Origin of the sequence: Mycobacterium gordonae, assembly GCF_017086405.1 — a bacterium.
Classification (GTDB): domain Bacteria; phylum Actinomycetota; class Actinomycetes; order Mycobacteriales; family Mycobacteriaceae; genus Mycobacterium; species Mycobacterium gordonae_D.
This window is the reverse complement of the sequence record NZ_CP070973.1, coordinates 4,380,028-4,403,369: the sequence shown is the minus strand read 5'-3', so window position 1 is coordinate 4,403,369 and position 23,342 is coordinate 4,380,028. Positions and strand designations below refer to the sequence as shown.

At 65.8% G+C, this 23,342-nt stretch carries 24 protein-coding genes and 1 tRNA gene; 15 read left to right on the top strand and 10 right to left on the bottom strand.

Annotation, left to right across the window (positions count from 1 at the left end):
- Positions 1-42: 42 nt before the first annotated feature.
- Together JX552_RS18830 and JX552_RS18825 are read left to right on the top strand one after the other, a co-directional pair.
- Positions 43-615, top strand: a complete 573-nt coding sequence (locus tag JX552_RS18830) for a TetR/AcrR family transcriptional regulator (protein ID WP_205873480.1) — start codon at positions 43-45, stop codon at positions 613-615.
- Positions 615-2,150, top strand: coding sequence for a glycerol-3-phosphate dehydrogenase/oxidase (locus JX552_RS18825; RefSeq protein WP_205873479.1), 1,536 nt, complete (start codon positions 615-617; stop codon positions 2,148-2,150). Before JX552_RS18830 ends, JX552_RS18825 begins: the two co-directional genes overlap by 1 nt.
- Before the next feature lie 80 nt (positions 2,151-2,230).
- On the opposite strand, the gene JX552_RS18820 is transcribed toward JX552_RS18825, so the two are convergent.
- The 7 genes from JX552_RS18820 to aceE form a co-directional block, all read right to left on the bottom strand.
- A complete protein-coding gene (locus JX552_RS18820) occupies positions 2,231-3,652 on the bottom strand; it encodes an acyl-CoA carboxylase subunit beta (protein ID WP_205873478.1) in 1,422 nt (473 codons plus the stop codon).
- A gap of 58 nt (positions 3,653-3,710) precedes the next feature.
- Entirely contained in the window at positions 3,711-4,964 is a 1,254-nt protein-coding gene (kasB, locus tag JX552_RS18815; RefSeq protein ID WP_205873477.1) for a 3-oxoacyl-ACP synthase KasB, read from the bottom strand.
- A 37-nt stretch (positions 4,965-5,001) separates the two neighbouring features.
- On the bottom strand, positions 5,002-6,252 hold the full coding sequence (gene kasA, locus JX552_RS18810) for a 3-oxoacyl-ACP synthase KasA (protein WP_205873476.1): 1,251 nt from the start codon (positions 6,250-6,252) through the stop codon (positions 5,002-5,004).
- On the bottom strand, positions 6,249-6,596 hold the full coding sequence (gene acpM / locus JX552_RS18805) for a meromycolate extension acyl carrier protein AcpM (protein WP_065136001.1): 348 nt from the start codon (positions 6,594-6,596) through the stop codon (positions 6,249-6,251). Before acpM ends, kasA begins: the two co-directional genes overlap by 4 nt.
- 75 nt (positions 6,597-6,671) lie before the next feature.
- Positions 6,672-7,580, bottom strand: a complete 909-nt coding sequence (locus JX552_RS18800; protein ID WP_205873475.1) for an ACP S-malonyltransferase — start codon at positions 7,578-7,580, stop codon at positions 6,672-6,674.
- 140 nt (positions 7,581-7,720) lie between these two features.
- On the bottom strand, positions 7,721-9,037 hold the full coding sequence (locus JX552_RS18795) for a PucR family transcriptional regulator (RefSeq protein ID WP_205873474.1): 1,317 nt from the start codon (positions 9,035-9,037) through the stop codon (positions 7,721-7,723).
- A gap of 58 nt (positions 9,038-9,095) precedes the next feature.
- A complete protein-coding gene (gene aceE / locus JX552_RS18790) occupies positions 9,096-11,885 on the bottom strand; it encodes a pyruvate dehydrogenase (acetyl-transferring), homodimeric type (RefSeq protein ID WP_205873473.1) in 2,790 nt (929 codons plus the stop codon).
- 160 nt (positions 11,886-12,045) lie between these two features.
- Between aceE and JX552_RS18785 the strand changes: the two genes are divergently transcribed.
- The 4 genes from JX552_RS18785 (at position 12,046) to JX552_RS18770 (ending at position 13,707) form a co-directional block, all read left to right on the top strand.
- Positions 12,046-12,630, top strand: a complete 585-nt coding sequence (locus JX552_RS18785) for a hypothetical protein (protein WP_205873472.1) — start codon at positions 12,046-12,048, stop codon at positions 12,628-12,630.
- A gap of 84 nt (positions 12,631-12,714) precedes the next feature.
- Positions 12,715-13,125 (top strand): DUF3052 domain-containing protein, encoded by a 411-nt coding sequence (locus JX552_RS18780; protein ID WP_205873471.1) that lies wholly within the window; start codon positions 12,715-12,717, stop codon positions 13,123-13,125.
- Positions 13,125-13,586, top strand: coding sequence for a peroxiredoxin (locus JX552_RS18775; RefSeq protein ID WP_205873470.1), 462 nt, complete (start codon positions 13,125-13,127; stop codon positions 13,584-13,586). The genes JX552_RS18780 and JX552_RS18775 overlap by 1 nt, the downstream gene beginning before the upstream one ends.
- Positions 13,587-13,632: 46 nt before the next feature.
- Positions 13,633-13,707 (top strand) — tRNA-Val (locus JX552_RS18770).
- 3 nt (positions 13,708-13,710) lie between these two features.
- Here JX552_RS18770 and JX552_RS18765 read toward each other — a convergent pair.
- Together JX552_RS18765 and JX552_RS18760 are read right to left on the bottom strand one after the other, a co-directional pair.
- Complete coding sequence (locus JX552_RS18765) at positions 13,711-14,847, bottom strand: site-specific integrase (RefSeq protein WP_205873469.1); 1,137 nt, start codon at positions 14,845-14,847, stop codon at positions 13,711-13,713.
- A gap of 7 nt (positions 14,848-14,854) precedes the next feature.
- The gene (locus JX552_RS18760; RefSeq protein ID WP_205873468.1) at positions 14,855-15,400 is read right to left on the bottom strand and encodes a helix-turn-helix domain-containing protein; all 546 of its coding nucleotides are present in this window, start codon (positions 15,398-15,400) and stop codon (positions 14,855-14,857) included.
- Between the two features lie 139 nt (positions 15,401-15,539).
- Here JX552_RS18760 and JX552_RS18755 point away from each other — a divergent pair, with 139 nt between their 5' ends.
- The 9 genes from JX552_RS18755 (at position 15,540) to JX552_RS18715 (ending at position 22,852) form a co-directional block, all read left to right on the top strand.
- Positions 15,540-15,788, top strand: a complete 249-nt coding sequence (locus tag JX552_RS18755) for a DNA-binding protein (RefSeq protein ID WP_205873467.1) — start codon at positions 15,540-15,542, stop codon at positions 15,786-15,788.
- Positions 15,785-16,207 (top strand): hypothetical protein, encoded by a 423-nt coding sequence (locus JX552_RS18750; RefSeq protein ID WP_205878773.1) that lies wholly within the window; start codon positions 15,785-15,787, stop codon positions 16,205-16,207. The genes JX552_RS18755 and JX552_RS18750 overlap by 4 nt, the downstream gene beginning before the upstream one ends.
- Positions 16,208-16,392: 185 nt before the next feature.
- Positions 16,393-17,484 carry an AAA family ATPase gene (locus JX552_RS18745; RefSeq protein ID WP_205873466.1) on the top strand — a complete coding sequence of 364 codons (1,092 nt, stop codon included), beginning with the start codon at positions 16,393-16,395 and terminating at the stop codon, positions 17,482-17,484.
- Between the two features lie 216 nt (positions 17,485-17,700).
- Entirely contained in the window at positions 17,701-17,988 is a 288-nt protein-coding gene (locus JX552_RS18740; RefSeq protein ID WP_205873465.1) for a hypothetical protein, read from the top strand.
- Between the two features lie 405 nt (positions 17,989-18,393).
- Positions 18,394-18,660, top strand: coding sequence for a hypothetical protein (locus JX552_RS18735; RefSeq protein WP_205873464.1), 267 nt, complete (start codon positions 18,394-18,396; stop codon positions 18,658-18,660).
- Positions 18,647-18,805 carry a hypothetical protein gene (locus JX552_RS18730; protein ID WP_205873463.1) on the top strand — a complete coding sequence of 53 codons (159 nt, stop codon included), beginning with the start codon at positions 18,647-18,649 and terminating at the stop codon, positions 18,803-18,805. The genes JX552_RS18735 and JX552_RS18730 overlap by 14 nt, the downstream gene beginning before the upstream one ends.
- A 147-nt stretch (positions 18,806-18,952) precedes the next feature.
- The gene (locus tag JX552_RS18725; RefSeq protein ID WP_205873462.1) at positions 18,953-20,722 is read left to right on the top strand and encodes an HK97 family phage prohead protease; all 1,770 of its coding nucleotides are present in this window, start codon (positions 18,953-18,955) and stop codon (positions 20,720-20,722) included.
- Positions 20,723-20,813: 91 nt separating this feature from the next.
- On the top strand, positions 20,814-21,218 hold the full coding sequence (locus JX552_RS18720) for a hypothetical protein (RefSeq protein ID WP_205873461.1): 405 nt from the start codon (positions 20,814-20,816) through the stop codon (positions 21,216-21,218).
- Positions 21,219-21,511: 293 nt separating this feature from the next.
- Complete coding sequence (locus JX552_RS18715; RefSeq protein ID WP_205873460.1) at positions 21,512-22,852, top strand: hypothetical protein; 1,341 nt, start codon at positions 21,512-21,514, stop codon at positions 22,850-22,852.
- A 33-nt stretch (positions 22,853-22,885) separates the two neighbouring features.
- On the opposite strand, the gene JX552_RS18710 is transcribed toward JX552_RS18715, so the two are convergent.
- Entirely contained in the window at positions 22,886-23,089 is a 204-nt protein-coding gene (locus tag JX552_RS18710) for a hypothetical protein (protein ID WP_205873459.1), read from the bottom strand.
- Positions 23,090-23,342: the final 253 nt, after the last annotated feature.

The following is a 23,342-nucleotide window of genomic DNA, read 5'->3' as shown; positions in this document are numbered from 1 at the left end:
GAAGGAGTTCCTCAAGGTGCGTCATGCGTTACAGTATTACACATGGTGTCAATGAGTAATGACCCAAATTTGGATACCGGGGATCGGATATTAGCTGCCGCTGCCAGCTGTGTGGTCGATTTCGGTGCCGACCGGGTGACTCTGGCCGAAATCGCCCGCCGTGCCGGAGTGAGCCGTCCGACGGTCTACCGCCGATGGCCGGACACCCAGTCGATCATGTCGACACTGTTGACCGACCACATCACCGATGTGATGCGGCAGGTCCCCTTCGAGGGCAACGACCGGGAGGCGCTGGTGCAACAGGTGGTGGCGGTGGCCGACCGGTTGCGCCGCGACGAGCTGATCAAGTCGGTGATGCACTCCGAGCTGGCCCGGGTGTACATCACCGAGCGTCTCGGCGTCAGCCAGCAGTTCCTGATCGAAGGCCTGGCCCAGCGGCTGGCTGAGGCGCAGCGCGCCGGCAGCGTTCGGCCCGGTGACCCTCGTCAGTTCGCGACCATGATCCTGCTGATCGCCCAGTCCACCATCCAATCTGCCGACATCGTCAAACCGATCCTCGACGACGAGGCCCTGGCCACCCAACTCGCCTACACACTGAACGGATACCTGTCCTGATGGAGAACCTGACCGCTCTCAACGCCGCCCGTCGCACCGCAGACCTGACCGCCCTGGCCGACGGCTCCGAACTGGATGTCGTCGTGATTGGCGGGGGTATCACCGGAGTCGGCATCGCCCTCGACGCCGCGTCCCGGGGGCTGCGCACGGCTCTGGTCGAGAAGCAGGACCTGGCGTTCGGCACCAGCCGGTGGAGCTCGAAACTGGTGCACGGCGGGCTGCGCTACCTGGCCAGCGGCAACATCGGCATCGCTAGGCGCAGCGCCATCGAGCGCGGAATTCTGATGTCGCGCAACGCCCCTCACCTGGTTCATGCGATGCCGCAACTGGTTCCGCTGCTGCCCGCGATGAACCACGTCAACCGTGCCATGGTGCGGGTGGGCTTCCTGGCCGGCGACGCGTTGCGGATCATGGCGGGGACGTCGTCGTCGACGTTGCCCCGGTCGCGCCGGATCTCGGCGAGCCGGGTCGTGGAGATGGCGCCGACGGTCCAGCGTGACGGCCTGGCGGGGGGGCTGCTCAACTACGACGGACAGCTGATCGACGACGCGAGGCTGGTGACGGCGGTGGCGCGCACCGCTGCCCAGCACGGCGCCCGCATCCTCACCTACGTCGCCGCCTCACAGGCCACCGCGACCTCGGTGCGGCTGACCGACCAGCGGACCGGGGAGTCGTTCGAGGTGAAGGCCGGCGCGGTGATCAACGCGGCCGGGGTATGGGGCGGTGACATCGACCCGGCGTTGAAGCTGCGTCCAAGCCGCGGAACGCATCTGGTGTTCGACGCCGCGGCGTTCGGCAATCCCACTGCGGCGCTGACCATTCCCATTCCCGGGGAGCTAAACAGGTTCGTGTTCGCCATGCCCGAGCAGCTCGGGCGGATCTACCTCGGGCTGACTGACGAGGACGCGCCCGGCCCCATTCCGGATGTGCCGGAGCCCTCTTCGGCGGAGATCGCCTTCCTGCTCGACACGGTCAACACCGCGTTGGGGACCACCGTCTCGTCGTCCGACGTGATCGGTTCGTATGCCGGTCTGCGGCCGCTGATCGACACTGGTCAAGGACGCACCGCCGATGTCTCGCGCGATCACGCCATCTTCGAATCGCCGACCGGGGTGATCAGCGTGGTGGGGGGCAAGCTCACCGAATACCGCTACATGGCAGAGGATGTGCTCAACCGGGCGGTCAAGGTGCGGGCGCTGCGCGCCGGTGACTGCCGCACCCGCAATTTGCCGCTGATCGGGGCCGCGGCCAATCCGGGCCCGGCCGCGGGCCCGGGTAACGTGCCCGCCTCCATGGTGGCGCGGTACGGCGCCGAGGCGGCCAACGTGCTCGCGGTGGCCACCTGCGAGCGGCCCGCTGACCCGGTCGCCGACGGTATCGACGTGACGAGAGCCGAGTTCGAGTACGCCGTCACCCATGAGGGTGCCCTGGAGGTCGGTGACATCCTCGACCGGCGCACCCGCATCGGGCTGGTGCCGCGCGACCGCGAGAAGGTGACAACGGTGGCTGAGGAGTTCCTGGCGGGTGGGGGGTGACCAGCCTCTGGTGACCAGACGCAAAAGCACCCGTTTCCGGCCGGAAACGGGTGCTTTTGCGTCTGATCGCAGAAAGAACGTTACAGCGGGATGTTCTTGTGGCGACCGCGGCGTGCGGGTGCTTGAGCCAGCGCCTCGGAGAGCTTGCTGCGGGTGTGCGACGGGTCGATCTTCTCGTCCACCACACCGATGTCGATGGCGCTGTCCACGCCACCGGCGATGCGCTCGTGCTCGGCGGCCAACTCGTCGTGCAACGCCTCGCGCTCGTGGTCGGGCGCTGCGGCGAGCTTGCGCTTGTGCAGAATGCCAACCGCGGCCTTGGCGCCCATCACCGCGACCTCGGCGTCCGGCCACGCGAACACCTTCGTCGCGTTCAGCGAACGGGAGTTCATCGCAATGTAGGCCCCGCCGTAGATCTTTCGCGTCACCAGAGTGACCCGCGGAACCGTGGCCTCGCCGAAGGCGTGCAGCAGCTTGGCGCCGCGTCGCACCACGCCGCCCCACTCCTGGTCGACACCGGGCAGATACCCCGGCACGTCGACGATGACCACCAGCGGTATACCGAACGCGTCGCACAGGCGCACGAAACGCGCTGCCTTCTCCGCACTTTCGGAGTTCAGGCAACCACCCAGCCGCAGCGGGTTGTTGGCCAGCACGCCGACCGTACGGCCTGACAGGCGGCCGAGTCCGACCACCATCGACGGCGCCCACTTGGCCTGGAACTCGTCAAACGGGGTGTCCGAGTCCAGCACCGCGTGGACGATCGGGTGCACGTCGTAGGCCCGTCGCGACGACTCCGGCAGCAGTGCCCTGATGTCGGTGTCGCCGGCCTCGGCCTTGGTCCGGTCGAAATGGCCTTGCTGACAGAACAATCCAACCAACCGGCGACCACGCTCATAGGCGTCCAGCTCGTCGTCGGCGACGATGTGGCACACCCCGGACTTCTTGTGGTGGGTTTCGGGCCCACCCAGGGAAGCCATGTCGACGTCCTCGCCGGTGACGCTGCGGACCACGTCGGGCCCGGTGACGAAGACCCGGCTTTCCGGCGCCATCACGATGACGTCGGTCAAGGCCGGACCGTAGGCGGCGCCGCCAGCCGCGAAGCCGACGACTACCGAGATCTGCGGGATGTAGCCGGACGCGCGAATCATGGCCTCGAAGGTGAGCCCGACGGCGTGCAGCGCCTTGACGCCTTCGGCCAGCCGGGCACCACCCGAGTGCCAGATCCCCACGATCGGGCACTGCTCCTCGATGGCGGTGTCGTAGGCGTTGACGATGTGCGCGCAACCCTCGACGCCCATCGCGCCACCCATCACGGTGCCGTCGGTGCAGAACGCAACGGTGCGTACACCGTTGACGGTGCCGGCCGCGGCAAGCACACCCGAGCGGTCCCGCTCATGCAACAACTCGATGCTGCCGTCGTCGAGGAAGTTGCTCAGACGCAACAGCGGGTCGCGGGGGTCGAGCGACTCGCCAACCGCCTCAGGGGCCATGATTGTCATCGCAGATCTCCTAGTTCGCCAAAGTGCTTCTGGTTTATCCCGTGATCCTTGGAGCTTCCTAGTAGCGCCCAAAAGCGATCGCCACGTTGTGACCGCCGAAGCCGAACGAGTTGTTGATCGCGTACTCGTAATTGCCGGATCGAGGCTTGCCGGCCACCACGTCCAGGTCGATCTCGGGGTCGAGGTTGACCAGGTTCAGTGTCGGGGGAATGACCTGGTCGCGCAATGCGAGCACGGTCAGGATCGACTCCACCGCACCGACCGCTCCCACCGAGTGGCCGAGAGCGCCCTTCGGTGCGAATACCGCCGGGTGGTTGCTGCCCAGGGCGTTGTTGATCGCCCGGCCTTCGGCCACGTCGCCGACCTGAGTGCCGGTGGCGTGAGCGTTGACGTGGCTGATGTCGCTGGGTTGCAGACCCGCGAGCTGGATTGCCCGCGAGATCGCGTGCCCGGCCCGGATTCCGTTGGGGTCCGGCGCCACCATGTGGAAGCCGTCCGAGGTGATGCTGGCGCCCATGATGCGGGCCAGGATGTTGGCGCCGCGGGCCTTCGCGTGCTCCTCGGTCTCGATCACCATCAACGCGGCGGCTTCACCGAACACGAAGCCGTCGCGGTCCTTGTCGAACGGGCGGCAAGCACCTTGCGGGTCGTCGTTGTTGGTGGACATCACGATTCGCATGTTGGCGAACCCGGCGATCGGCACCGCCTCGATCTTGGTCTCCACGCCACCGCAGATCGCGATGTCGGCCTCACCGAGCGCAACCTGCTGCCAGGCGCGTGCGATGCCTTCGGCCCCGGACGCACACGCCGAGATCGGCGTCATGACCCCGGCCTTGGCGTGGCGTTCCAGACCCACCGCCGCGGCCGCGCCGTTGGGCATGTACTTCTGCACGGTCAGCGGCGAGATCGCGCGGAAGCCGCGCACCCGCATCTCGTCGTACCCGAAGACGAGCTCCTCGGCCGAACCCAGGCCGGTGCCGATGGAGACCATCAGCCGGTTGGTGTCGACCTCCGGCGAGCCGGCGTTCTCCCACACCCGCCGGCCCAGGATGGTGGACATCCGCTGCAGGTAACCCGTGCGGCGCAGCTCGATTCGGGTCAGTTGGCTGTCGAACTCCTCCAGCAGGTGCCCGCCGATTTTGACCGGCAGGTCGAACTCCTCGACAAAATCGTCCTCGAGCGTCCGAATCCCACTTTGCCCGTCGAGCAGACACTTCCACGTGTTCTCGGCGTCGGTTGCCAGTGCGGTCGTCATGGCAATGCCGGTAACGACAATATTCGGGAAGGCTTTCCCGGTAACCAGCTCTGTCATGGCTTGTGCCACGTTCCTTCCGTGCTTAGCGCGCCACTCAGTAGCGCCCGAACGCGAGCGCGACATTGTGGCCGCCGAACCCGAACGAGTTGTTGATCGCGTAGCGGTACTCGCCGTAGCGGGGCTCGCCTGCGACCACGTCAAGATCGATTTCCGGATCCGGGGTCTCATAGTTCAATGTCGGTGGTATGACTCCGTCCCGAAGGGTCAGTACCGTAAGCGCCGATTCGAGCGCGCCTACGGCGCCGATCGAATGCCCGAGCGCCGATTTCGGCGCGTAGACAGCGGCGTTTTCGCATCCGGCGACCCGGATGGCATTGGCCTCGGCAGAGTCACCGATCGGTGTCGCGGTGCCGTGGGCGTTGACATGGTCGATGTCGCTGGGGGACAAGCCCGCCATCTCCATCGCCCGTCGCATTGCGCCGCCGGCACGGGTGCCGTCGGCGGCCGGTGCGACCATGTGGAAGGCGTCCGAAGTGATGCCGGCGCCCATCAGGCGGGCCAGTGGCTTGGCGCCACGTGCCTTGGCATGCTCCTCGGTCTCGATGATCATCATCGCTCCGGCCTCGCCGAAGACGAACCCGTCCCGGTCCTTGTCGAACGGCCGCGACGCCCGCTCGGGCTCGTCGTTGCGCGTGGACATGGCCCGCATCATCGAGAACGCCGCGATGGGCAGCGCTTCGATCGGTCCTTCGACGCCGCCGCATACTGCGAAGTCAGCGTCGCCCATGACGATCTGACGCCACGCGTGCGCAATGGCTTCCGAGCCCGACGAACAGGCCGACACCGGCGTGATCACGCCGGCGCGGGCACCGAGTTGCAGGCCGACCACCGCGGCGGCGCCGTTGGGCATGATCATCTGAACAGCGAGCGGTGACACCTTGCGGGGGCCGCCCTCGTTCATCAGGTCATAGCTCTCGACGATCCGCTCGGCGCCACCCAGACCGGTGCCTACCACGACGCTGAAACGATCGGGATCCACCTCAGGGCTGCCGGCGGACTCCCACAACTGGCCGCTCAACCACTTGGCGAGCCGCTGGACATACGACATACGTCGCATGTCCAGTCGGCCCATGTGGTTGTCGACCGGTTCCTTGAGGTGACCGCCGATCTTGGCCGGCAAGTCCCATTTGGTGACGAAGTCGTCTTCGAGGACGTGGATGCCGCTTTCGCCGGCCAGCAAGCCCTTCCACGTGCTCTCGATGTCCGGCGCGAGGCATGTCGTCGCCGCGACGGCGGTTACCACAACGCTGGGGTAACCACCATTAGCAGTGGAAGGCTTGGTCACTTGCTGTCTGCTTCCAGCCTCGCCTTGACGTTGGCAACGGCCTCGGGGTTGTCCGTCTCCAGCTTGGCGCGCAGCGCCTCGGCAGCCTCGGGGTTCTCTTCCTCGAGCTTCTGGATGTAGGCGACGACGTCACCGACGGTGCGCAGACCAGCGAGGTCCTCGTCCGGGATCTTCACGCCGTACTTGTCCTCGGTCTGAACGGCGATCTCCACCATCGACAGCGAGTCGATGTCCAGGTCGTCGACGAACGACTTCTCCGGGGTGACCTCTGACGGCTCGATACCGGTGACCTCTTCGATGATCTCGGCGATACCGGCGATGATTTCTTCCTGACTGACGGCCACAGTTAGTTCCCTTCGTAATGTGTTGTGTGTAAACCGATTTGACGTGCTTGCTGGGCTCTGGAGTAGAGCAGGCGGTTAGAGATTCGCCAACTCGTCCAGATCTGCGGGTGACTTGACGGCTCGCGTCGGAACCCCCCGAAGTTCGCGTTTGGCGATACCGGTGAGGGTGCCCGCGGGCGGGAACTCCACGATCGCCGACACATTCTGCTCACGGATGAATGCGGTGCACAGATCCCAGCGCACCGGCCGGGTCAGCTGAGAAACCAGGGTCTGCATCGCCGCGGCGGCAGAGGTGACCGGCTTCCCGTCGTAATTGGACAGCAGGGTAGCGGTGGGCTCGGCGGTCGCGATGCCGGCCGCCGCGGCGGCATAGCCGTCCAGGGCTGGCGCCATGAATTCGGTGTGGAACGCTCCGGCCACACCCAGCGCGCGAACCCGGGCCTTGGCCGGCGGGTCCTCGGCAAGCTTCTCTAGCGCCGTCAGGCGGCCGGCGGCCACGATTTGACCGGCGGCGTTGCGGTTGGCGGGCACCAGGTCGAGCTGCTCGAGGCGGGTCAGTACCTCGGACTCGTCGCCGCCGAGCACCGCTGACATACCGGTGGGTTCCGCGGCGCACGCCTTGGCCATCTCCGCGCCGCGGGTGGCGGCCAGCATCACGGCGTCGTCGGCGGCCAGCACCCCGGCGATCGCGTACGCCGCGATCTCACCGACGGAGTGGCCGGCCACGATGAAGTCCTGACCCGACAGCAGTCCACGCCGGGTGAGCTCCTGGTGAGCCAGCAGCGTGGCCGCGACGATCAGGGGCTGGGCAATCGCGGTGTCGGTGATCTCCTCGGTCGAGGCCGTGGTGCCCAGCCGCGCCAAGTCCAGGCCACTGGCCGTCGACCATGCCGAAATCTGGTCTGCTGCGCCTGGCAGTTCCAGCCACGGCGACAACATTCCCTCAGTCTGGGAACCCTGTCCGGGTGCAAGCAACGCGATCACGTGTCTAAGAGAACACTGTGAAGACGGGTTTGCGGGGTGTAACAGATTATGAACCTCGTCTTAGGTTTTTGTATACCTCCTACAAAATAGCTCCGTAAGCTACATGTTTGAGATACGCCCGCTACCTGTCATCTAAATCACTATCGCCCAGAAACCGCGCCGGAACCCCCTCTGACCGGCGACGGAAGCTGCGGGACCGGAACGTTGGCGGCGCCGGAAGTCTGTGTCGGGTAGTTGAGCTGACCCACCGTAGCCGCCACCCGCAGCACGTATGCGTCCCGCGGTTGGGTCGGATCACGCCCGGTGAAGTCGGTGATCCGCTTGAGTCGATAACGCACGGTGTTTGGATGAACGAACAACTTCCTGGCACAAGCCTCAATAGCACCGCCAGAATCTAAGAAAGCGTCCAGGGTCTCCACCAGGGTCGGCCCGGCGTCGGCCAGCGGCCGCATCACGTCGGTGTGCAGTGCCACGATCGCCGAGGCATCGCCCATCAGGGCGCGTTCCGGCAGCAGCTCCCGGGCCAGTACCGGGCGCGGGGCCCCGCGCCAGCCGGCGACCGCGTTCATCCCCGAGATGGCCTCACTGGCGCTGTGATAGGCGGCGGTGAGCATCGGGGCGGTCGGACCGATCACCACGGGTTCGTTGGCGAACGCGACCAGCAGGTCCTTGAGGAATTTGTCGGTGAGCGACAGCTGGCCGGAGACGATGGCGACCAGCCAGGTGCCATGCACGTCGGTGAGGGCCGCCCGACCATGCCGGGTGGCGATGTCGCGGAGATCCTGGCTGGCGCGTTCGCTGCCGTTCTCGCCGTCAGCGCGTCCCGGTGCCGGGGTTCCCACGATGACCGTGGCCGGCGCGGTGGTGTCCCAGTTCAGCGCGGCCGCCCGGGAGAGCAGCTCGGGGCCGGTGTCACCGCGGACCACGGCGTCGACGACGCTGGCCTCCATCCGGCTGTCCCATGCGCCGCGCGCCTCGGCGGCGTCCGCGTAGGCGGTGGCGGCGGTGAACGCCAGATCGCGGCTGTACTTCAGGATCCCCACCGTCAACGCCGTCAACTGTTCCTCGTTGCGGGCCAGCAGCGGCACCACTTCCTCGAAGAACTCCATGGTGACCCGCACCATGTCCACGGTGTGACGCAGTGCGATGCGCCGGGTCAGGTCCTGGGGCACCAGTTCGAAGGCCTGCGCGGTATAGCTGACATCGCTGTGGGGGTCCTGCATCCACTCGACGAAGTTGACCACGGCCGTCTGCACCACCAGGGCCACGCTGGCACGCTGGGAGGCTTCCAGGTCACCGAAGAAGGGCAGCCGCTCCTGCATGGCCGACACCGCTTCGGTCGCCAGCCGGCCCGAGTACTGCTTGAGCCTGCGCAACAGCGAGTCGGGCACGGTGTCCAGCAGCTCCAGTGGCGACCTGGGACGCCCGAGTTGCTGCGCCAAGTTGTTGTCGCCCACTCCTAAAAGCTACGCCCTATTTCTGGAAGAATCCGCTAAAGGACGCCGGGGGGACGAATTAGGCGACGCCCGGGTCGGAGGTCTGCTCGGGGGCGGCCTGCACGTCGTCGATCTTGTACTGCCGGGCAGCGGTAACGGCTACCGACGGGTCGATCTCGCCGTCGCGGGCCAGCGCCTCGAGCACCGCGACCACTGTCGATTCGGCGTCGGTGTTGAAATAGCGCCGGGCGGCGGGCCGGGTGTCGGAGAAGCCGAACCCGTCGGTACCCAACGTCACGTAGGTGCCCGGCACCCAGGGCCGAATCTGTTCGGGGACCGCACGCATCCAGTCCGACACCGCCACCACCGGGCCGCGGGTGTCCTTCAGCGCCTTCGTCACGTAGGCCTCGCCCGCCGGCTTGTCGGGATGGCGCAGCCGCTGCTTTTCGATCTCCACGCCGTCGCGGTTCAGCTCGCCCCAGCTGGTCACCGACCACACGTCGGCGGCCACGTCCCACTCCTCGGCCAGCATGTCGGCCGCCTTGAGCGCTGAGGGCATCGAGACCCCCGACACCAGGATCTGGGCTGTGCTCGACCGCTTCTCCTTTGCCGCGCGGTAGCGGTAGATGCCACGCAACAGGCCTTCGGGGTCGAAGTTCTCCGGCTCGGGCGGCTGAGGGTAGGGCTCGTTGTAGAGGGTGATGTAGAAGTACACGTTCTCCGGGTCTTTGCCGAACATCCTGGCCAGGCCGCTTTCCACGATGTAGGCGATCTCGTAGGCGAACGCCGGGTCGTAGGACACCACCGCCGGATTCGTCGCCGCCAACAGCAACGAATGCCCGTCCGCGTGCTGCAGGCCCTCTCCGACCAGCGTGGTGCGTCCCGCGGTGGCGCCCAGCACGAACCCGCGGGCCATCTGGTCGGCCGCCGCCCACAAGCTGTCGCCGGTGCGCTGGAACCCGAACATCGAATAGAAGATGTAGAGCGGAATCATCGGTTCGTCGTGGGTGGCGTAGGACGTGCCGACCGCGGTGAACGACCCCACCGAGCCGGCCTCGTTGATGCCCTCATGCAGGATCTGACCGACTTCGCTCTCCTTGTACGCCAGCATCAATTCGGCGTCCACAGCGGTGTAGAGCTGGCCGTTGCGGTTGTAGATCTTCAGCGACGGGAACCACGAGTCCATGCCGAAGGTGCGGGCCTCGTCCGGGATGATGGGGACGATGCGGTGGCCGATCTCCTTGTCCCGCAACAGTTCCTTAAAGGTGCGCACCAGCGCCATGGTGGTGGCGACCTCCTGGTTGCCCGACCCCTTCTTCAGCGCCTTGTACACGTCGCGGCTGGGCAGCTTGAGCGCCTTGCTCTTGGTCCGGCGTTCGGGGACGAAGCCCCCCAGGGTGCGGCGCCGGTCCAGCAGGTAGCGGATCTCCGGGGCGTCGGGGCCAGGGTGGTAGTACGGCGGCAGGTAGGGGTCCTCCTCGAGCTGGGCATCGGTGATCGGGATGCGCATCGCGTCGCGGAAGTGCTTGAGGTCTTCGGCCGCAAGCTTTTTCATCTGATGGGTGGCATTGCGGCCCTGGAAGTGAGCGCCCAGCGAGTAGCCCTTGATGGTCTTGGCCAGGATGACCGTCGGCTGGCCCTTGTGCGCGACTGCGGCGTGGTAGGCCGCGTAGACCTTGCGGTAGTCGTGACCGCCACGCTTGAGATTCCAGATCTCGGAGTCGCTCATCTTCTGCACCAGCGCCTTGGTCCGCGGGTCGCGGCCGAAGAAGTGGTCGCGCACGTAGGCGCCGTCGTTGGCCTTGTAGGTCTGGAAGTCACCGTCCGGCGTCGTGTTCATCAGATTCACCAGCGCGCCGTCGCGGTCGCCGTGTAGCAGGGCGTCCCATTCGCGGCCCCACACCACCTTGATGACGTTCCAGCCGGCCCCGCGGAAGAACGACTCCAGCTCCTGGATGATCTTGCCGTTGCCGCGCACCGGGCCGTCGAGGCGCTGCAGGTTGCAGTTGATCACGAAGGTCAGGTTGTCCAGCGCTTCATTGGCGGCCACCTGGATCAGCCCCCGGCTTTCCGGCTCGTCCATCTCGCCGTCGCCCAGGAAAGCCCACACGTGCTGGTCAGTGGTGTCCTTGATGCCGCGGTCGTGCAGGTAGTGGTTGAACCGGGCCTGGTAGATCGCGTTCATCGGGCCCAGCCCCATCGACACCGTGGGGAATTCCCAGAAGTCGCGCATCAGGCGCGGGTGCGGGTAGGACGGCAGCCCGCCGCCGGCATGGCTGTGTTCCTGCCGGAAGCCGTCCATGCGGTCGCTGCTCAGCCGGCCTTCGAGGAAGGCGCGTGCGTAGATACCGGGGGAGGCGTGCCCCTGGATGAACACCTGGTCACCACCGCCGGGATGGGACTTGCCGCGGAAGAAGTGGTTGAAGCCCACCTCGTAGAGCGCCGCCGAGGACGCATACGTGGAGATATGGCCGCCGACGCCCACCCCGGGCCGCTGCGCGCGGTGCACCATGATGGCCGCGTTCCACCTGATCCAGGTGCGGAAGCGCCGTTCGACGTCCTCGTCGCCGGGGAACCACGGTTCCAGCTCGGTGGGGATGGTGTTGACGTAGTCGGTCGAGGTCAGCGCGGGGATGGCGACCCGTTGCTCGCTGGCGCGCTCCAGCATCCGCAGCATTAGATAGCGCGCCCGCGCAGGGCCCGAGCGCGACAGCAGGTCGTCGAACGACTCCAGCCATTCCGAGGTTTCTTCGGGGTCGATGTCGGGCAGATACGAGGCGACGCCTTCCCGGATCACCCGGACGCGATCGGGTTCGCTTGTGCTGCTTGAGGTCTTGGCCAGATCGTTGCGGGCGAACTCGGTGGTCAACTTCCGCTCCTGTAGTCGGCATGGATGATGCTCGAGGGATCGTCCCTCTATCGTGCCGCACCGACGTCCCGGGCGGGTACCCGTGTGCCGGTCGGGGGTGCCACACCGAAGTCGGTGCTAGTGGGGCAGATGGGACCGCGACGCGGTAACGTCAGACCCCGTGCTCATCGGATGGCGCGCCGTACCTCGCGGGCGCGTGGGGGCCTTCCCCAGGCGAGGCGCTCTTGCTCTAGGGTCCATCGCTGTGGTGGCAATCGGCATCGTCGGCTGTACGAAGGTCACCGAAGGGACCGGAGCGCCCGACACCAACGTCGCTCCCGCGTACCGGTCCTCGGTGTCGGCGTCGGTGTCGGCGTCGTCGGTGACGTCCAGCGTCCGGGAATCCCAGCGCATCGCCTCGGTCACCACCCGGGCGATCCGGACCTCGTGTGACACGCTCGCCACCACCAGCAAGGAAGCGATCGACAAGGTGAATGCCTTCGTCGCGGCGTTCAACGGCGGCAAGAACACCGGCCCCGCCGAAGGTCCCGCCATCGACGCGCTCAACGCCAGCGCCTCGGCGGTGGAGAACAGCTACAGCGACGCCCTGCCGGGCCAGCTGCGCGATGCGATGAACACCTACAACGACGCTGCCCGGCAGGTGGCCAACGCGATCGGCACCCACGCGTCGACCGGTGAGTTCAACAGGCGGGTCGACCGGCTAAACGACGCCAAGACCAAGGCGTTGAAATTGTGCGTGGGTTAGCCGTATGAAGCTACTAGTGCCTGTGCGACGATTACGTTCGTCGCTCTCGGTTGTCTTGCTCTCGGTTGTTTAGGAGGTTCCACGGTGGTCGCGGCGGATCACGCTCGCAAATTGGGCATCCAACGGGACCAAGTCGTCCAAGAATGGGGCTGGGACGAAGACACCGACGACGACATCCGCGCTGATGTCGAGGATGCCTGCGGCAGCGAATTGCTCGATGAAGACACCGACGAGGTCGTCGACGTCGTCCTGCTGTGGTACCGCGACGGTGACGGCGACCTGGTCGACCTGCTGATGGACGCGATCAGTCCACTGGCGGAGGACGGCGTGATCTGGGTGCTGACGCCCAAGACCGGCCGGCCCGGGCACGTGTTGCCCGCCGACATCGCCGAGGCGGCCCCTACCGCGGGCCTGATGCCGACGTCGTCGGTGAACCTGGGTAACTGGGCGGCCAGCCGGTTGGTGCAGCCGAAGTCGCGGACCGGTAAGCGCTGATGCTCGACGTCGGAGCCACCGCCCCCGACTTCACGCTGCGCGACCAGAACCAGCAGCCCGTCACGCTCAGCAGTTATCGGGGCGCCAAGAACGTGCTGCTGGTGTTCTTCCCGCTGGCGTTCACCGGGATCTGCCAGGGCGAACTGGACCAACTGCGGGACAACCTGCCGGAATTCGAGAACGACGACAGCGCGGTGCTGACCATCTCGGTGGGGCCGGCGCCCAGCCACAAGATCTGGGCGGTGCAGAGCGGGTTCCTGTTTCCGGTGCTGTCGGACTTCTGGCCCCACGGCGAAGTCAGCCAGGCTTACGGGGTGTTCAACGAGGTGGCCGGAATCTCCAACCGGGGCACGTTCGTGGTCGACAAGGCGGGCATCATCCGGTTCGCCGAGATGAAGCAGCCCGGCGAGGCCCGCGATCGGGCGGTGTGGACGCAGGCGCTGGCCGCGTTGCGGGTTTAGTTTTGGGTCGTTGGGGTTTCGGCGTGTAGCCTGCGCCGGGGCATAAGGGCGCGTAGCTCAGTGGTAGAGCTCTGGTTTTACACACCAGCGGTCGGCGGTTCGATACCGTCCGCGCCCACCAGTGTTATTGCAGTTCAGGGGCGTTCACGGCCTGTAGGTGACGGCCGCCGATAGCCCCCGTGCCCACACCGTGCCCACAAGTTACAGATATTTCCGCATCAATCGCGTGGCCTAGAGCGTCCACGTCGGAGTCATACAGGTGGCCATAGCGGTCCAGCGTCAACCCCGCCGAGGCGTGGCCGAGCATGTTCTGCAACGCCTTGACGTTGGCCCCAGACCGGATCGCCAAGCTGGCCGCGGTGTGGCGAAGTTCGTGGAGTTTGAAGTCGGCCGGGAGTCCGGCGTCACTCAGTGCTCTGGCCCACCACCGCCGGCGGACATTGCTGGCCCGCATCCACCCTCCGGCCGAGTCCGGGAATACCAGGTCATCATCGGCGCCGGGGGAGAGCATCCGGGCCACTGTGGCGGGTAGGGCCACCGTGCGGTCCTTGCCGTTCTTCGGTGTGCCGACGACGGCCCGGCCGCCCACGAACGTGACCGAGCGGGTGATCCTCATGCGCAACCCCGCGATGTCCACGTCACGCCACCGCAGTTCGGCCGCTTCGCCGAACCTGAGCCCGGTGGTTCCGAGAACGTAGACCAGTGCCATGCGTTCACCCGATGCGAGCGCCAGCCGGTGCAGTTCGGCAACGCTGAGGAATCGTTGCTCGGTCATGCGAACGGTCGGAAGGGCCACGCCCTCAGCGGGATTCGTGGCGATGATGTTGTCGGCCACCGCCATTGCGAGCACCTGGCGTAGCAACCCGACCGCCTTGTGCACCGATGACGGGGCCGCGCCGCCGTTCACCTGTTCGGCCACCAGGGCGCGAACCATCGGACGGGTGATGTCCCCGATGGCAACGTCACGAAACCGAACCAGCGCCACCGCCAGCGTGATCTCGTAGCGGGCGCGGGTCGACGGCTTCAAGTTGTGCTTGGCGTCGAGCCACCCGCGCGCCAGCTCCCCGAACTTGACCCGGCCGTCTGATGGTGCCACGTATGCGCCGCGGCGCTTGTCGACCTCGATCTGCTGGGCGAACGCCTCGGCGTCACGCTTGGTCTTGAACCCGCGCTTATCGGTCTGGCCGCGGTCGGGTGTGCGGTATCGAACACGGTAAAGCGTTGTCCCGCTTTTGGTTTGGTACTTGCTTATCGTCGCCATGACCCGGTTACTTCGTTCGCTCGGCATGAGTGAGGAACCCTGCCTCGACAGCCTTGGCGACCCAGCGGCGCACAGTCGCAGTCGACAGCCCAAGTGCCTCGGCGATCCGCAGGGTCGGTTTGCCCTCCTGTAGGCGCACCCATCTGTAGAGGCGTGCGAGGTCGTGAAGGTCGGCGTCAGTGAGTCCGTTCTCCGCAACCCGGTTCCAGAAATCCTCCGGCGGTCCTGGAATGCCGATCCGGTTGCCTTCGCTGCGCCAAACCACCTTATTCGCGACGTACCGGATGAACGGCTCGACGGAGATCTTGGCGAGTTCGCCGCGTTGGATCGGTGGTCCACCATCGACCTGCTCGGCGGTCAGCTTCGTGACAACCAGCTTTCCGGTGCCGTCCGCCTCCACCGTGGCAACCAAGTCGTATGGGAGGTGATCGGAGTCGGCGGGGCCGGCCTTCACCTCCGCCACAGCGTATCCGAGCAGTGTCGGGGCCACCTCGTCAGCGGGTGGCGGCAGCCGGTCCCCTACTGCGTTTCCGTTCACGGTGATTATCTGCACAGCGCACAGGTTCCCACGCAGTGACCGAGTTTCGCAAGACACGCGCAAGCGATTCTTGCAACACGCGCTCGTTCAACGTACGTTCCACTGAGCGGGTAATTCATCACTCGCTCACCCCGAAGGAAAGGCGCACCGAACGATGTCAGGATCATCCGAGATCACGAAGCTTAAGGCTGAGCCGCTCCCCTCACTGGCCACGCCCCAGCAGGTTGCCGAGGCGTTGCACACCACGGCGGCCCGGCTGGCCCAAGACCGTTACCGCGGGACAGGGCCGCGATTCATCAAGCACGGCAGACGAGTCCTCTACCGCTGGACCGACGTCCACGCATACCTCGACGCGAACACCGTCACGCGCACCGACGACCCCCGAGGAGTCGTGTCGGCATGAGCGCCGAAAGAGAAACCCCCGGCCGGGAAACCGGGGGGACTCCTCAGAACAGCAAAGGCAAGGCTGAGTCTAGCGACGAGACCGACCAGTCGGCGAAATCGCAGTTTCGACGGCAAGGCTGCCAATACACGCCGGCATCGCAGGATCTCCGCTCACAACTTCGACGCCGCCGCGATGCCGCGCGACGCGTCGCGCCACTCGACTGCAGATGCTTTGACCCGTGGCCGTGCCGCTGCTCCGAACCGCCGCTGTCCGACCGCAGGATCGATGGCGGCCGCGACGCCGCCCTTCACATCCTCGCAACGGGCAGGGTACCTCTACTTGAAATCGAAGTGCTGCAAGCACTTTGGCGACGGGGGGGCACCGATCGCGAACTCGCCCAACTTCTGCACCGCCTCACCAATGGCGCGGTCGCATGACCCGCACTGACCCCGGGCTCGTCGCTGCGCGCCGCCTGGCCGCCATACCCGAACCGCAATGGCCGACCGATGACCAGGGCGGCCCGCTAGAGCCACCCGATGACGGACTAACCACGATCGATAAGCCCGACAGGTACGTCGATGGTGCACGCTTCGTCCTCGATCAGCCACCGGCCATCCCCGCCGTGTGGGGCGAAGGCACACAAGTCCTTTGGGCCGAAGGCGAAGCACTCATGATTGCGGGCGGACAAGGCCTCGGCAAAACCACACTGGCGGGCCAGCTCGTCAGAGCACTCCTCGGCTGCGGAGACGGGCGGGTCCTCGGCCTACCCGTCGCGTACCAGGGAGAGCCCGTCCTCTACCTCGCCATGGACCGACCCCAACAAATCGCACGATCTCTCGGCCGACAATTCAGCGAGGACGACCGCCGCGAACTCGGCGGCCTCGTCGTGCGCCCCGGCCCGCCACCGGCTGACATCGCTGCGCAACCCGCCCTGCTCACCGGAATGGCCGGCGAACTCGGCGCCAGAGTCGTGGTCATCGACAGCCTGAAAGACGCGGCAATAGGGCTATCCGACGACCAAGTCGGCGCGGCCTACAACCGCGCACGGCAGGTGCTCCTCAACACCGGCGTCCAACTGCTTGAGCTGCACCACGTCGTCAAACGCGGCTCAAACCCAGGCGGCCCCATCACGTCGGTAACAGACATCTACGGCAGCACATGGCTCACCACAGGAGCCGGCTCAGTGGTCCTGCTCTACGGCGAACCCGGCGACCCCATCATCGGATTCCGCCACGTCAAACAGCCAGCCGAGGAGCTCGGGCCATACCGCCTGCTGCACGACCAGGAGCATGGCTCACTGTCCATCGAGCACGGCGTCGACCTCGTCGAGCTCGTCAAGGCAAGCGGTGTCAACGGCCTCACCGCCAAGGGCGCCGCACAAGCCACCACCGAGAAGACCAACCCCGGCCGCGCCGAAATCGAGAAGGCCCGTCGCAAGCTCGACAAACTCGTCGCCACGCACGTGCTCGTCAGCCTTGAAGGCAACCGCGGCGGCGGCGAGGTCCGCGCCCCCACCGCCTACTTCTTGGCCGACCTTGCTACGCACGACCAATCACGCAGGCCAGGAAAACTGCAGGTCAGCAGCAATCACGCACTTTTCGACACTCCGAGTGATCACGACGATCGCAAACCAATCACGACAGAAGGCATCACCGCAGGTCAGGACTATCACGCAAGCAATCACGCCCATCACGCGCTAGGCAATCACGATTGACCCCGCCCTTTATAGGGCGGGTCAAGTGACACGAACGATGTCGAAGAGGAAGGAATGGGAATGACCGCGACGTGCAGTGTCGAGGGCTGCCGCAAGCCGACCTACTGCCGCTCGCTGTGTTGCGGCTGCTACAAGCGCGCGCTCAAAGCCCGACCACCCGGTACAGCTCGGCCACGCCCGCCCGCCGCTGAATCTAACCCAGCCACACCGGCACGGATGTCGTTGACCGAGTTCCTGGCAGCGCTGGCCGCTGCGGCGCCACACCTCCCAGGTGCGTCGTGCCGCAGCCACATAGAGCTGTTCGACCGCGCGACCGGCGACACCCGAACGGCCGACACACGCCAGGCCCGCACCGCCGCCCTCAACCTCTGCCACGGCTGCCCGGCCATACACGCCTGCCGTGCATGGCTCGACACCCTGCCCGCGGACCACAGGCCAATCGGCGTTGTGGCCGGCCGGGTGGTCGACCCCGTCGCCATTCCAGCAAACAAGGCCACCGCATGACCGCCGCCACAGCAAACATTGAACCGCACCCAGCAAACACACCGGCTTGGAACACGGCAAACACCGGCCGGTATAGGGGTCAAAATCGCCCCAACCAGCGCAAACGGCCGACCCGCGCCGGTACGTCGGCCTCTCCCCCCGAACTTTTTCGCGAAACTGCAGCTCAGGCGCCTAATTCAACCCCCCCACCAGCATTTTCGTGCGAAAAAATGCGAAGCTACCGCGCCGAGGGGCTTGTTTGTGCTGGTCAGAGGCTCGGACCCCCTTACCGTGCAGCAAAGTCGCCCCTTTCGCAGCAAATTCGCCCCTCGGCGCAGCAAATATCAGGCAACGCCCAGCAAACATTGGCCATGCGCCAGCAAACACCGAAGAAAGGTCCGGTTTCCGATGACAGATCCAGGTTTGATGGCGGCGACGCGCGAGGCGGCCAAGCTGGTCGCGGCGTTGCAGGCCGGGGACAGTGATGGCAGCACCGGCGTCCTGCATCGCGCGAAAACCGCCGGTACGGCGCTTGATCTGGCGATCGCGTTGGCGGTTCGGTGCGCGCAGATCGCCACCGAGCTGTACGGCGACCGTGTGCAGGTTGAGCTGGACGGCTGGGCGCTTGATGCGATGTGGTTCGAGGAGCGTGAGGCGATGAAGCGGGAAGTGGACCGCGATGACGACGCCTGAACCGGTCAACGAGCAGCCGCGCCGAACGGTGAACGTGCCGATACGCCGAGGGGACGGCGTTTTCACGCCCGACGAGTACGCCGAGGTCGACGTTGACGCGGCCGACCACTGGGACGCTCGGATTTGGCGGGACCACCCGTTATGATGAGGGCGGAGCGTCGCCACCGCGGCGGCCAGGTCGTCCCAGAGGGAACCCCGCCAGCCGCGCCGCGAACAATCCGACGGACATCGCTAGCAGTGCAGCCGTGTCCGTTGTTGAGACCTCCATTTCCGTTGTCCGAAAGGGCATTTCATGCACCGTAAAACCGTGCCCATCGAGGGCATCAAAACAGCCGGCCTCGAGGAAGGCACCTTCGAGGGCTTCGCCTCGACCTTCGGCAACATCGACTACCAGGGCGACCGGGTGATGCCCGGCGCGTTCGCCAAGTCCATTGCCAGCGGCCGGACTGTACCGCTGCTGTGGATGCACCGCACCGAAGATCCCCGCGCCTTTGTCGGCGAGGTCGTCGAGGCCTCAGAGACGGCCGAGGGGCTGAAGATCCTCGGCCGATTTGACCTCGACACCGATGAAGGCGCGGCCGCGTACCGGCAGGTGAAGGCGCGCCGGATCGGTGCGCTGTCCATCGGCTACCAGATCAAGACGGCGACGAAGGGCAGCGACGGCGCGAACGAGCTCCGCGACCTTGACCTCGTCGAGGTCTCCGTCGTTACCCGCGGCGCTAACGACCGCGCGCTTATCACCGCCGCGAAGTCGGGCGACACCCGTGAATCTCTGCGCGAGACAGTCGCTCGCGCCCAACTCCACGCGAAGGACAACACCGTGAGCTTCTACGAACCCACCGATCCGACCAACGAATTTGACCGCGCCCTGATGAAAGTCGGCGCACGCGAAAGCGTGAAGGCCGCGCAGGGCAACCGCTGGAGCACCGAACGTGATGAGCACCTGACCAAGGCCCGCGAAATCTGCGAGCTGGCCAAAGAACTCGACCGGGACCTCACCACCGAGGAAGCCGACCAGGTCAAGAAGCACCTCGACGGCGCCGAGGCAGCCACCAAGGCTATGGCGGAGGCCTCGAAGTCCGCGGCGTTGCTGGCCCAACTCGACGCCATGGCCAGGGACACGGAGGAATCTGGTGGCGGGTCAGCAAGCGGCGGCGACCAGCATCTGGCGATGACCGGCCGACACGCGAAGACCCTCGCGCAGAGCGTCGTCAAGGCCATGCCGCACAACGGCACGAAGGCGCTCGCCTCCGGCGTGCAGACCACAAGCACGCTGCTGCTGCCCAACGTCGTCGAAACTGGCCGCCCCGCAGCCTCGTTGCTCGACATACTCCCAGTGCGGATCGTCCCGCCGAGCTACTCGTTTCTACGCCAGAGCGCCCGCACTAACAACGCCGCACCTGTGGCCGCCGGTGGCCTGAAACCGACCTCGGTCGTCAGCGTCACCAGCGTCGACAACCGGCTGCGCGTCGTGGCCCACCTGTCCGAGCAGATCCCGCGGTACCTGCTCAGCGACAACACCGACCTGGAGCGCTTCGTCGCCGACGAACTTCTCTGGGGTCTGCGGAAAGCAATCGAGGCCGAGGTCATCTCGGGGGACGGCACCGGAGAGCACTTCACCGGCATCCTGAACACCAGCGGCGTCGTCGTCCAAGCGTTCGCCACCAACGCACTCACCAGCGTCCGCAAGGCGTTGACGACTCTGGACGCCAACGGCTACGAAGCCGGTGCCATTGCCCTGTCCGCGGCCGATTGGGAGGCAATCGAACTACTCGAAGTGACTTCGGGCGCAACTGATGTCCGCGGTGTGCCGATCGACCCGGTGGCCCGCCGACTATGGGGCGTGCCCGTAGTGCTGAACCAGGGCCTCGGCTCCAAGACCGGCCTGGTCCTCGGCAAGGGCGCAGTGACCATCGATCACGACGGCGCGGTCGACGTGGCGTGGTCAGAGAACATCGCCGACGACTTCACAAAAAACTTCGTCCGCTGCCGCGTTGAGGGCCGGTTCGGTGTCTCGGTAAATCAGCCGGCCGCCGTGGTCAAGGTCGGCACCGCCGCATAGACCGGACGGCGCGTGGCGTCGGCGAGTGACGCCTTTCGGTTCGACAGCACCCGACGCCCGCCGTCACCCTCCACGCCTATCCTGTGCACCCATGACCGACTCAGCACAGTTCCGCGTAGTCGACGTCGAAGGCATTCGCCGCCGCCGCGTTGCCGGCACTAGCCCCTACGAGGACGCCGTCGCGCGGCTTCGTCCAGGTCCGGTCAAGGTGACGCTCCGTCACCAACCCAATGAGGCCAATCCGCACGCGGTCGCCGTCTACGTCCTTGAGCAACAGGTCGGTTGGATTGGCACCACGTGGACGGCCGATGCCCCCGAGTTGCTTTGGGTAAAGAAACTTGAGACTGCCGGCATTCGACCGCGTCTAGAAGGTGGCGTCACGATCGAAGACTTCGGCGAGCGCTTCGGCGGCCAGTACAGCGACATCGATTTCTACATGCCTGAAGACGATGAACTGCCACACGTGGCCGAGCAACTGATTGCGTCCAACGGGTAGGGGGTAACCATCGCTAGCTCCGACCACAGCCGCCGACCGAGGGTGATCACCGGTTCGCGGAGGTGTGCCGGAAGATCCTGGCGCAGCAAGCACGGGTGTACGGGCTCGGCGTGGACCTTGAGCCGTTGCCGGCGGCAACGCAGACCGTTGATTCGGTCGATGATGTTGGGCCGCAGGACGAACGCGCGAAGCTGCGCCGCGCGAACCTGACGCCCTGGCGACGACGAAGATAACCCGTCCAAACGGCTGATGGGAGCAGTAGGCGCGTCAGCGGCGCTCGGTAGGCTGGCCCGATGTCACCAAACGAAGTGGTCTACAACGAGAGACCACGTCCACGCGTGCTGCTCAGCCACGTCGAGGACGCGACCGTGACTGAGGGATTGATCCCGACAGTGGGCGTGATGACGAACGGTTTGCAGGGGTTCCGCGGTGAAAGTTGGGACGCCATCATTTCGATTGGTTCACCAAGCGGCTGGCAAGCGCATCATTATGTACTCCAAATCGGCGGTAAGCCGGCCTGGAATTGGGTGACTTTTCCATACGGCATCAGTACACGCGGCACGCTCGGTGAGGAAGTGCTCTTGACGGGTGAGGGGCCGGCAGAGTTCCGCAGTGACCTAAAACAAGTCGTCAAAACCATTAGCGCTCAGCCCCTTCCGCGCCAAGTCCTGGAAAGACCGCCGAACGAGCAGCAAATCGAGTATTTCATCCCGTTGATCACCGACGCGGACGGGCACGTTTACGCAGCGATTTTTCATGAGAGCCGTGGCCCGAAAGAAGTCATTTACTTGCCCGAGGGGGTCGAACTAACTCGACGATGGATCGCCCTTGCTCTCGAACGCTGGGCCACGAAGGAGCCGCTGGCGTTCCCAGCTGGCCCCGAATGGTCGCATCGCGAGGAGTGGATTACTGGAGCTGAGCGCGACGCGGCTCGCGAGGTTGAGAGCGCGCAGCGAGAACTTGACGAGACGACGGAGCGGCTCAGCCGCCAGGTGGCGAAGGTTGAGGCAGAGCTTCAGGAGCGTCGTCGTAATGCGGACGCTAACGAGCGCCTCATCCTGACCGCTTCAGACCATCAACTTGTCCAAGCGGTCGCGAATAGCTTGCGGCAGTTAGGCTTCGACGTCGAGGACCGAGACGCTCGCGGCGCTCGACAGAAAATGGAAGACCTCCGCATAAGGGACGGCGGCTGGACTGCCATCGGTGAAGTCAAGGGCTATACCGGCGGGGGGAGCACTACCGACCTGCTGAAGTTGTCGCGATTCACCCAGGCATATCAGCAGGAGGTCGGCCGGTTTCCGGACGCGCAGTGGTACATCGTGAACCAATTTCGTGAACGCGACCCGAGCACGCGCAGGCAGCTGCTTTGGGGGCAGGATGAGGACGTCGAGGCGTTCGCCGAGAACGATGGCCTAGTAATCGACACCAGGTCGTTGTTCCACATCGCGCGCGACCACGCAGAGGGTCGCATCGACGCCGACACAGCTAGGGCGCTGCTCATCCAGGCCCGCGGACGGTTCGAGTACCCGCCGCCGGCCGAGTCGTCCACCGAGTCGACAGAAGTGCTTGCGGATGAGTCTGCTGAGAACCAAGCCAGCTCGCCCCCGGAGAGTGCGGGCGGGCCGAACACCTAGATAGGGGCGCGCCTACGCGTATACGGCGCGGTTTCACGCGGTCCGACTGAGCCGCTCCAGGTCGTCGGCCAGCACGAACAGTGACCAGCGGACGGTGCCGTCACCGGCCTTGCACACTGGCCGGGCGACGTCGCGCCAGGTGATCGCGTTGTCGTCGTGAGTGATCATCGTTGTTGCCGCCCAATGAGTGCTGTGCTGATTCCCGGCCTCGTCACCGTGCCCACGCCGTGCCCACACTTTGCCCACAGTTACAGATAACTCGCGTGAACTACCGTGATGTGCTATGCCTGCTCACATACCGGGTAGGCGTATCTACCAGCACACAGAAACGCCTTTACACACCAGCGGTCGGCGGTTCGATACCGTCCGCGCCCACCAGTGGTTATGCAGGTCAGCGCCGCCACACGCATTTCCGAGCTCGCCCGGCGTGGCCGACCCGCACCTTCCCGCGGCCGCGCTGGACCGGCGCCCGCGCCTGAACGCACAGAGC